Raw genomic sequence first — 8,904 nt, forward strand, 5'->3', positions numbered from 1 at the left:
ATCAAAAATATATCGCGGGATGGAGCAGTTGGTAGCTCGTCGGGCTCATAACCCGAAGGTCACAGGTTCGAGTCCTGTTCCCGCTACTACGAAGGATACTGGAAACGGTATCCTTTTTTTGTTTTTTATCAATTCTCAGGAAGAGCTTTATTCACCTCAGCTTTTAGAAGTTTTGAACAAACTTTATGAATCAAACAGTTGGCAAAATTAGTTCAGCCATGTTAAAAATATACTGTAGCAATATAGCTGTCTGATTGTCAAATACCTTTTTTATATTTTCCTGAGTAAGTTTTGGTGTTTTTTTTAGCTTTATCTATACTGTTCCTTTTAATTTTATGGATGAGCAACTAATAACTTCAATACTTCTACTTTTTATGCTTTTAATAGTGTGGTTCCTCAAAAGATGGTGGTTCTCAATCAAAAGAAAGCGTAGGCGTAAATATTACAGGGATATATATCTTAAATCAGAAGAATGGAACAGAAAAAGATATGTAGTCTTGAAGAGGGACAATTGGAGATGTGTATATTGTGGTGCTCGAGCTCAAGAAGTTCATCATAAAAAATACGCCAAAAGGAATATCGGTAAAGAGCCAATCAAATGGTTGGTTTCAGTATGTCGATCTTGTCATGACTCCTTCCACTAGTAGAAAAGCGATCAATTGCATTTAGCAATTACCTTCTTAAGTACAGATGAACAAGCTTTACTTCAACTTGCCCGGTTTTTTCCAAGTTATCGACAAAACAATCGTCTCATACCACTCCGCTCAGAAAAAATCATCCAACATGGCGGAGCCTTGAATTGTATCAGTTGGACAGTGGATGCGTTTTAACCTGAATTCGACGCATACCGCACCGTCCTCCCCGCCCCAGATTTAGTCAGCATACCTTGCTCTCAGAGGCATGGGAATACATGCCACTTTTACGTAAGCAAATATTAGCTCATGAGCCAATTACTTCACCTAATCGGCTCAAATCAATGATCCACTCGACTCTTAGAATAAAAAATAAACTCTACCTTTACCAAAAATATCTTCCCGCATGCGTTTTTCAGACCTGGGCTTATCCCCTATCCTTGTACAGGCCGTCCAAGAGGCCCAGTACCAGACCCCTTACCCTATCCAAATCGAAGCCATTCCGGCCATCCTTCAAAAGCGGGATGTACTCGGCCTCGCCCAGACAGGTTCAGGAAAAACGGCCTCCTATATCCTGCCGATCCTAGAGGAGCTCCAAAAAAAGGAAGTCAATAAAAGCAGGTCTGTTCCTGTATTGGTCATCGTGCCTACCAGGGAACTGGCAGCACAGGTGGAAGAGGTGGTAAGGCTGTTCAGCAAAAACCTGCCCAGAAAAGTAAAAAGTGCCGCGGTATTTGGAGGGGTATCCATCAATCCACAAATGATGAAATTGAACGGGACGGACATTTTGGTGGCCACTCCCGGCCGTTTGCTGGATTTGATTTCCAAAAACGCCATCTCCATTTCAGAACTGACTACCTTGGTCCTGGATGAAGCGGACAAGGTACTGAGTTTGGGTTTCAAAATGGAGGTGGATGAGATTTTGAACAGGCTGCCAAAGAAGCGCCAGAATATCCTATTCTCCGCTACCATGGATGAAGCAGTAGAGGGTCTGATTGGCAAGCTGCTGAAAAATCCTGTGAAAATTGAAATCCAAACGGAGGAAGTCACGCCCGACCTTATCGCACAGACGGCCTATTTGGTCGATCCAGAAAGGAAAGGACCACTTCTCAGACATCTGATCCAGGAAGGGAATTGGCAGCAGGTCTTGGTATTTGCCTCTTCCATACGGACAGCCGACAACCTGACCACCAAACTCAACAAACACGGCATCCAGGCCATGGCGCTCCACGGAGATAAAAGTCAAGGGGCCAGGACAGAAGCTTTGAAGTTATTCAAAAGAGGCAAACTGCGTGTGCTGGTGGCTACAGATTTGGCTGCCAGGGGAATTGATATCGAGGCATTGCCCCATGTAGTCAATTTCGAACTTCCACGCTCTCCCAAAGATTACATCCACCGGATCGGAAGGACCGGCAGGGCAGGAGTGGAAGGAGAAGCGATCTCTCTGATCACAGAAGAGGACAGGCACCATTGGAAAGTCATCCAAAAGAAAATGAAGCGATGGGTGGAATTGGTGGACTCGGACAACTTGGATTTTTGATAAATAAATCTAATTCTTCAAAAGCAGATGATAACGGGTCCCCTTCAATTCACCGGTTTTATAAAGTACTCCAATTTCCACCAAGTCTTGTAAATCCCTTGTAGCAGTTGCTCTACTGGCAGCGGTTATGGTGACATAATTTTTTAAGCTTAGTCCGCCTCTAAAGCCCTCAGGCCCTTCCTTAAACATCCTGTTCAAGAGTTTGGCCTGCCTATGGTTTAATCTGCCTTCGACTTTTTGGAATAGTTTCGATTTGAAAACAATAAACTCCACAAGTGACAAGCTCCTCTTTTGTGCCAATAGCACTATTTCTGCAAAATATTCCAACCAATCTGTTATCTCGAGGTTTTGATTGTTTTTTGCAAGCGCTTCATAATAGCTTTTCCTGTATTTCTCTATGGTATGAGATAAAGCAATCAAGCTTGGCCTTCCAAGACCCTCTGACAGTGCTTTTTCTGCAATGGCTCTTCCAATTCTCCCGTTCCCATCTTCCAAAGGGTGAATAGATACAAAATAAAGGTGTACAATTCCTGCCCTAAGAACAGGGTGTAAGGGGGATGTACCTTTTGGAGATGTAGCTTCAAACCAACTCAGAAACCTGTCCATTTCATTTCTTACCAATTCGGAAGGAGGAGCTTCAAAATGCACCACAGGTCTCGCTATTGGACCCGAAACCACCTGCATGGGTTCAGAGCCACTTCTATAAGAACCGATGTTTTTAAGTTCTCTTCTACCGTTACAAAGCATTCGATGCCAAGAAAAAATGATGTCATGACTCAAAGGTTCATCAATAGAGCGGTATAAACTTGCCATCATTTCGGAAATTCCAAATTCGGCAGGTGATGGTCGTCTTGTATCTTCTTGCAGACCAAATTGCCTACGAATGGAAGACTGAACACTTTCCCTATTGAAAAATTCTCCTTCTATTTCTGACGTTTTTAATGCTTCATCAGTGAGTAATTCAAATTTCAACTCAAGCTCATCAGTAGGAGAAATGTGCTTAATTACTCCTAATAGTTGGCCTGCATTATGAAAAAATTCATCCAATGAACCTTGGAACGAAACGGTTTCGAATACAAAGTGAGGCCAATCTTTTTTTTGCCAATTCCAGCGCATGAGTTATAAAAAGGTGTTTTATAACTCAATATTAAGCAAATTTTGAGTTATAAATAAAAATTTATGGCTCAAAGATAAGATAGAAGCTTTTAACCTAACATCGTAGGATCAATTACTGGACACCAATTCAGCAGGCTTCACATCCAATTTGGCTTTTGCTTCTTTGCCTAATACCCAAAAAGCCATGAGCAAGGAGCTTGCCAGATAAATTCCAACCAGTACAGTTGCTCCAGGTATAACTTCCTGCAAACCAAACCACCCTCCATTCCAATAAATCAATCCAATCCCCATTACAAAACGGATGATTTCGGCAGGAAGGGCTACTTTTGCCTTATCCATAAGACTGGTATATGCAAAAATAGAAAGCATCATAAAAATGGCATAAAGCATTACTTCCAAATATTGAAAATTGACAAAGGCCACCAAGACATGGAATACCATGGCAAAATTCACCACCAATTGGAACCAGGACAAGGCAAATAAAGCTTGAGAGGGTTTACTATCGTACTTAACTTGCTCGTAAGCATTCTTCCAATAATTCCAAGGATACTTTTCAGCCACATCAGCCGGCCTCCAGCCTGTAGGCATAAACCAGATTTTCAGCTTGTCCCGCCAACTTTGGGTTCTCCAGGCATCCTGTATCAGTGACCACATATGCACATAATTGATGATCAAAGGATTCCAGGTATTGACGGGTTTCTTCACTCCATACACAGGAGGTTCTTCGTCCAACTCCTCCTGAAAAGTGCCGAACAATTTGTCCCAAAAGATAAAAATCTGAGACAGATTTTTATCCAAATAAATGTCATTAATGGCATGGTGAACCCTATGATGGGATGGGGTAACCAAAATATGTTCCAAGAAACCCATTTTACCTATTAGTCGGGTATGGTACCAAAACTGGGCAAATAAATGAATTGGCGCTATAATGGCTACCACCTCACCCGGGACGCCCAAAAAAGCCATAGGAATGTAAAGGAAGAAATAAATACCTATAATTGCAGAAACTGATTGCCTTAGCGCGCAACTTAAATTGAACTCTTCACTGCTATGATGCACAATATGCCTGTTCCAAAAGGCATTGATCTTGTGGTCAAAACGATGGCTCCAATACCCCACAAAATCCATCCCTATAAAGGCCACCACATACACCAACCAAGTACTTTCAATATGGAATAATGCTACTTTATCTACCAGCCAACCATAAGAAACAATGGCAATGGACAAGCCCATAAGATTTTTTAAAGTGTTGGTCATCCCTGAACTCAAACTAGAGATGGTATCCATACCATAATTAATCTGCCGCTTCATCCTGCGGGCAACAATTTCTTCAAGGATAATCAGAATAAGAAAGAATGGGATGGCGAAGGTTAATGCCTTGGCATACAGTTCCATGGATTTTGGGTTTATTGCTATATCCTTCCAAAGTTACACTTGTTTGAAATTTAAAAAAAGAAAAACAGGGGCAAAAAGTGTCCAAACAAATACCCCCTGTACAATTTTAAAATATACATTCCAAAAAGTTGCTTAATCACCCAATACAAAAATACCCTAACCTACATTATATAAAAATACCTAAGGTTAGGTATTTTTTGATTAGAATAAGAAAGGTATACTGACAAAAATGTGAAATTGACCTGACAGCAGCGTGTATAAATTTTACTTTTCCAAGTTAATATTATAACCTACTAAGGAATTTTGAACAAAACCCTAATTTAAAATAAAATTTCCCTGACATGGAATGGTATTTGTTTAATTAGGTATTACATTAAAAGTAAATGGCTTTTTGAAATATTATTTGGAAACCTCAAAAACCTAAAATCAACAAAAGTTTAACTAAAATCCTTAAGAGATGTCTTCTTCCAAGCTTCTCATCAAATATGGTGGGAATGCCATGATCAATCAAGAATTAAAAGTACAAATTGCACAAACCCTTTATCGCCTCAAGCATGCCGGACACGAAATTGTCCTGGTCCATGGAGGAGGGCCCTTTATCAATAAGGCCCTTGAAAAGGCCAAGATTCCATCCGAATTTATCGAAGGTCAAAGACGGACCAGTCCAGAGGCCATGATTGAAATCCAAAAAACCCTTATAGGCGAAGTCAATGCTGATCTTGTAAAGATTTTTAGTCAACAAGGGTTAAAAGCAATCGGCCTGTCAGGGTTGGACAATCAAGCAGTCATCGTCAATCCCAAAAAACTGCAATTCAACCTCCCAGATGGTAGTTTAGAAGAAGTTGACCTGGGAAGAGTTGGCCAAATCAGTTCTATAGACGCTGACCTTATCCATTCCCTGCTTCAAGGGAAGTTTCTCCCTATCATGGCCTGCATAGCGGCAGATACCGAAGCATTAAGCTATAATGTAAATGCCGATGATTTTGCCGGTGAAGTGGCTGCGGCCATTCAGGCAGACTACTACATTTCTTTAACAGATGTAGATGGCCTCTACCAGAATTATCCTGATCCCATATCAATTTTGCATGCAATATCACTCAGCGAATTGCCAGACTTATATGGGAAAATCATCCAAGGGGGGATGATTCCAAAAATCCAATCTCTTGAAAACGCACTCAAAAAAGGCGTTAAAAATGCCCTTATTCTAAACGGAACTCAACCCGAACAATTATTGGCCTATTTTGAGAAAGGATCAACTATTGGAACCACTATAACACACTGAAGATGAAAAATCAAGATTTACATACCAAAGACCAACAATATTATTTACCCACTTTCAAAAGAATCCCTTTAACCTTTATTAAAGGTGCCGGGGCAAAACTCTGGGATGTGGAAAATAAAGAATACACAGATCTGTTGGCGGGAATAGCCGTCAATAATGTGGGGCATTGCCATCCCAAAGTTGTAAAAGCCATTCAGGAACAGGCGGCCGAACTGATGCACATTTCCAACTTTTTTGTAAGCCCTGCCCAGGTAGGGCTTTCAGAATTATTGGTGAAAATTTCAGGACTTGACCGCGTGTTTATCACCAACAGTGGTGCAGAATCTGTAGAGGGAGCTATCAAAATCGCCCGGAGATACGCCCACAGCAAAGGCAAAGGAGGGAAGATTATATCGATGGAAAACTCCTTTCATGGAAGGACCCTGGCCACTATTGCTACTGGCCAACCCAAATACCAAGAGGGTTTTGGTCCCATGCCATCTGGCTTTGTACAGGTTCCCTTCAATGATATTGAAGCCATAAAAAGAGCGGTTGATCAAGATGCCGCTGCTATTATTCTGGAACCCATTCAGGGGGAAGGGGGAATCATTCCTGCAGATACTGAATATTTAAAATCTTTGAGATCCCTTTGCGATGAACATGATATCGTATTGATTTTTGATGAAATACAGTCGGGTATAGGGAGAACCGGTCAGTGGTTTGCCAAAGATATTTATGGTGTCCAGCCTGACATCATGACATTGGCCAAAGGCCTTGGAGGAGGCATGCCCATAGGTGCTTTTTTGTGCAATGAAAAAATTTCCAAAAGCATACAGTTTGGGGATCATGGGACCACTTTTGGGGGAAATCCTATGGCTGCAACGGCTGCTTTGGCTACATTGAAAGTAATCATGGATGAAAACCTACGTCAGGCAGCCCATGAAAAAGGGGAATGGCTGAAAACCAAACTGAATGGCCTGAAAAAGAAATTCCCGGTCATCAAAACTGTAAGAGGAGAAGGTTTGATGTTGGGGGTAGTCCTAGAGATTCCTGCTATTGATATTATGCAAAAACTTTTGAAGGCAGGTTTTATCACCAATGCCACAGCGGTGAATGTACTTCGGCTGGTACCCCCATTGAACATCAAAAAGGAGGATTTGGAAAATTTCCTGAATGCTTTTGAACTGGTATTGATCCAACAAGAAAATGAAATTCATGCAAAATCATAAAAAATATAACATTGCCATTGTGGGTGCATCAGGTTTTACGGGCTCTGAACTTGCCCGTTTACTTAGTAGTCACCCAGAAGTAAGCATCAAGCACATTACCTCAGAAAGTCATGAAGGAAAGAAGTTTTCGGACCTTCATCCTCAATTTCTAGGAATAATTGATCAAACCTTGGTTTCTGCACAGGTGATCAAAAATGCAGACCTTGATATCATCTTCCTGGCCCTACCCCATGGTATCTCTATGGGTTTTGTCAAGACACTTTCTGAACAAAAGGCAAAGATTATTGATCTTTCTGGTGATTTTAGACTCGAAAGCCCGGAGGTTTATGAGGCTTGGTACCAAAAACCACACATTTTCCCCGAAGGCTTCAAGCATGCAGTTTACGGCTTACCCGAATTACATGCTGAAAAGATCAAGGGAAGTCAATTGACTGCCAACCCAGGCTGTTATCCTACTGCCTCAATTTTGAGTTTGGCACCAATGGCTGCTCTCAACCTGATTGAAACAGATTCGGTCATCATTGATGCCAAATCAGGATTGACCGGTGCCGGTATAAAAGCCAGTGAAACCACTCATTTTTCCCATGTCAATGAGAATTTCAAAGCTTATGGTGTTGGAACGCACCGGCACACGGTAGAGATTGAAGAGCAACTGGGGCTTTTGTCCAATAACAGTACACGTATCCAGTTCACACCACATCTACTTCCGGTTGACCGGGGGATTTTGGCCACAGCCTATGCCAAACCAAAGGGGGCAATGGATCAAAAAAAGCTTAAAGGTATTTATGAAAATTTTTATGCGGATAAGCCTTTTGTAAGAATCCGAAAAACTGCCCCGGGAATCAAAGATGTACGAGGCAGTCATTATTGCGATATATTCCCCTTTTGGGATGAAAGAACCAATAGAATCATCAGCATTTCAGCCATCGATAACCTTTTAAAAGGCGCTGCAAGTCAGGCTGTCCACAATATGAATTTGATGCTCGGATTAGAAGAACAAACCGGGCTGCAACAAATCCCATTAAGACCTTAATTATCATGAACATGATCAAAAATATTACAAATGTCAGAGGCATCAAATGTTGGGGTGCCCATACAGGCGTCAAGTCCATGCGCAGGGATTTGGCGATTATTTATTCCGAAGTTCCGGCAGCAGCAGCAGCAGTTTTTACCCAAAATAAGGTGCGTGCCGAACCTATTGAGATCAGTGAAAAGCATATCAATACTAATAATAGGGCCCAAGTAATTATATGCAATGCAGGGAATGCAAATGCATGTACAGGTGAACAGGGAAGACTAGGTGCAGAAGCCATGGTAAGAACCACCGCTGAACTGTTGAATATTCCCGAAGAAGATGTCATCGTTGCCTCGACAGGTCTAATCGGGGAACCTTTCCCTACTGTAGATGTGGTCAATGGGATCAAAGAAAATATCCATAAGATATCGGACAATACCAAGGCAGGCTCATTTGTAGCCAACGCAATTTTGACCACTGACACATTTGCAAAAGAAGGATTTGTCGAATTTCAGCATGATGGAAAAACCATTCATCTGGGTGGCATAGCCAAGGGGTCCGGTATGATCCATCCCAATATGGCTACCATGTTGGGCTTTGTGGTAACTGATTTGGAGATTGATGCAAAATTATTGGACAAAGCGCTCAGGTATAGTGTGGACCGTTCGTTTAATATGATCACCGTGGATGGCGATACCTCCACCAATGATATGGTG

The 8,904-nt window shown here is 41.7% G+C and carries 7 protein-coding genes and 1 tRNA gene; 6 read left to right on the plus strand and 2 right to left on the minus strand.

Annotation, left to right across the window (positions count from 1 at the left end):
• The first annotated feature begins 13 nt into the window (after window positions 1-13).
• Both QZT73_RS12605 and QZT73_RS12610 read left to right on the plus strand, forming a co-directional pair.
• Window positions 14-86 (plus strand) — tRNA-Met (locus QZT73_RS12605).
• Between the two features lie 952 nt (window positions 87-1,038).
• Window positions 1,039-2,172 (plus strand): DEAD/DEAH box helicase, encoded by a 1,134-nt coding sequence (locus QZT73_RS12610; RefSeq protein ID WP_291788467.1) that lies wholly within the window; start codon window positions 1,039-1,041, stop codon window positions 2,170-2,172.
• A 9-nt stretch (window positions 2,173-2,181) separates the two neighbouring features.
• Here the strand turns inward: QZT73_RS12610 and QZT73_RS12615 are convergent, their stop codons facing one another.
• Complete coding sequence (locus QZT73_RS12615; RefSeq protein WP_291788469.1) at window positions 2,182-3,288, minus strand: Fic family protein; 1,107 nt, start codon at window positions 3,286-3,288, stop codon at window positions 2,182-2,184.
• A 108-nt stretch (window positions 3,289-3,396) separates the two neighbouring features.
• Window positions 3,397-4,683, minus strand: a complete 1,287-nt coding sequence (locus tag QZT73_RS12620; protein WP_291780726.1) for a sterol desaturase family protein — start codon at window positions 4,681-4,683, stop codon at window positions 3,397-3,399.
• Between the two features lie 457 nt (window positions 4,684-5,140).
• On the opposite strand from QZT73_RS12620, the gene argB reads away from it, so the two are divergent.
• The 4 genes from argB to QZT73_RS12640 form a co-directional block, all read left to right on the plus strand.
• Window positions 5,141-5,965 (plus strand): acetylglutamate kinase, encoded by an 825-nt coding sequence (gene argB, locus QZT73_RS12625; RefSeq protein ID WP_291788471.1) that lies wholly within the window; start codon window positions 5,141-5,143, stop codon window positions 5,963-5,965.
• A gap of 2 nt (window positions 5,966-5,967) precedes the next feature.
• The gene (locus tag QZT73_RS12630) at window positions 5,968-7,173 is read left to right on the plus strand and encodes an aspartate aminotransferase family protein (RefSeq protein WP_291780732.1); all 1,206 of its coding nucleotides are present in this window, start codon (window positions 5,968-5,970) and stop codon (window positions 7,171-7,173) included.
• Window positions 7,160-8,206 carry an N-acetyl-gamma-glutamyl-phosphate reductase gene (gene argC, locus QZT73_RS12635; RefSeq protein WP_291788474.1) on the plus strand — a complete coding sequence of 349 codons (1,047 nt, stop codon included), beginning with the start codon at window positions 7,160-7,162 and terminating at the stop codon, window positions 8,204-8,206. The genes QZT73_RS12630 and argC overlap by 14 nt, the downstream gene beginning before the upstream one ends.
• A gap of 11 nt (window positions 8,207-8,217) precedes the next feature.
• Window positions 8,218-8,904, plus strand: a 687-nt coding sequence (locus QZT73_RS12640; protein ID WP_291788477.1) for a bifunctional ornithine acetyltransferase/N-acetylglutamate synthase, incomplete at its 3' end; no start/stop codon positions are given.

This window comes from Cecembia sp., from assembly GCF_007126775.1.
In the GTDB taxonomy this organism is placed as follows: domain Bacteria; phylum Bacteroidota; class Bacteroidia; order Cytophagales; family Cyclobacteriaceae; genus Cecembia.